This window comes from Stenotrophomonas pictorum JCM 9942, from assembly GCF_001310775.1.
GTDB classification, from domain to species: domain Bacteria; phylum Pseudomonadota; class Gammaproteobacteria; order Xanthomonadales; family Xanthomonadaceae; genus Stenotrophomonas; species Stenotrophomonas pictorum.
Map to the genome: position 1 here is coordinate 1 of NZ_BAZI01000510.1, position 1,598 is coordinate 1,598.

Here is a 1,598-nt window from a genome sequence, read left to right on the forward strand (position 1 = left end):
CAGCTGGAACGTGGGCCCGGGCAGCCGCGTTGGCGTGATCGGCCTGGGCGGTCTGGGCCATATGGCGGTGAAGCTGGCGGCCGGTCTGGGCGCCGAGGTCACCGTACTGAGCCGCAGCCCGTCCAAACAGGCCGATGCGCTGGAACTGGGCGCCGGCAGCCTGCTGGTCTCCAGTGACGAGGCGGCGATGGCCGCGGCCGCGGCCTCGTTCGATCTGATCATCGACACGGTGCCGGTCAAGCACGAGCTGGACCCCTACCTGCCGCTGCTGGATATGGACGGCACGCTGGTGATCGTGGGCCAGGTCGGGCCGATGGGCCAGATCAACTCCGTGCCACTGCTGCTGGGCCGCCGCTGCATCGCCGGTTCCCTGATCGGTGGCATCCGCGAGACCCAGGAGATGCTGGATTTCTGCGCGGAGAAGAACATCCTGCCGGACTGCGAAATGATCCGCATGGACCAGATCAACGAGGCCTATGAGCGCATGGAGAAATCCGATGTGCGCTACCGTTTCGTCATCGATATGGCCTCGCTGCCGCAGTGACGTGAACCCATCGTGGCGGCGCACGTGCGCCGCTGCGGGCGAGGGCGTAAGGTACGCGCCCTGCAAGCCGCCTCCCGCGCGGCGTGGTTCTGGATGATGGTGATGGATCAATTCGACCGTGAGCACCTGTGGCATCCCTACAGTGCGCTGGGCGGCCCGGTGCCGGTGCTCAAGGTCGCCCGTGCCGATGGCGTGTTGTTGCAACTGGAAGACGGTACCCGCCTGATCGACGGCATGGCCTCGTGGTGGTGCGCGGTGCATGGCTACAACCACCCGGTGTTGAACCAGGCCGTCATCGGGCAGCTGGGAAAGATGGCGCACGTGATGTTCGGCGGGCTCACCCATGAGCCGGCGATCGCGCTGGGCAAGGCGCTGCTGGAGATCGTGCCGGCGGGGCTGGAGGCGATCTTCTACGCCGACTCCGGTTCGGTGTCGGTGGAGGTGGCGCTGAAGATGGCGGTGCAGTACCAGGCCGCACGCGGCAAATCCTGCAAGAACAACATCGCCACCACCCGCTCCGGTTATCACGGTGACACCTGGAACGCGATGTCGGTGTGCGACCCGGTCACCGGCATGCATGGCCTGTTCGGTGCGTCGCTGCCGGCGCGCTGCTTTGTGCCGGCGCCACGTACGGGATTTGACGAACCGTGGGATGAGCGTGATATCGCGCCGGTCGCGCAACTGTTCGCCGAGCGCGCTGACACGCTGGCGGCGTTCATCATCGAGCCCATCGTGCAGGGCGCCGGTGGCATGCGCTTCTATCATCCGCAGTACCTGCGCGAGCTGCGGCGGTTGTGCGACGCGCATGACGTGCTGCTGGTCTGCGACGAGATCGCCACCGGCTTCGGCCGCAGCGGGCGGTTGTTCGCCTGCGAGCATGCCGGTATCAGTCCGGACATCCTGTGCATCGGCAAGGCGTTGACCGGCGGTTACATGACTTTGGCCGCGACGCTGTGCACGCGCACGGTGGCCGACACGATCGCCAGCGGCGAGCCGGGCGTGTTCATGCACGGCCCCACCTTCATGGCCAACCCGCTGGCCTGCGCGGTGGCGG

At 67.0% G+C, this 1,598-nt stretch carries 2 protein-coding genes; both read left to right on the forward strand.

Going from position 1 to position 1,598, the window contains the following annotated elements; all coding sequences use genetic code 11:
* The coding region (locus tag JCM9942_RS15545) for a zinc-binding dehydrogenase (protein WP_157722980.1) at positions 1–544 on the forward strand (544 nt) is incomplete at its 5' end.
* Positions 545–646: 102 nt separating this feature from the next.
* On the forward strand, positions 647–1,598 hold a 952-nt coding region (gene bioA / locus JCM9942_RS15550), incomplete at its 3' end, for an adenosylmethionine--8-amino-7-oxononanoate transaminase (protein ID WP_256202403.1).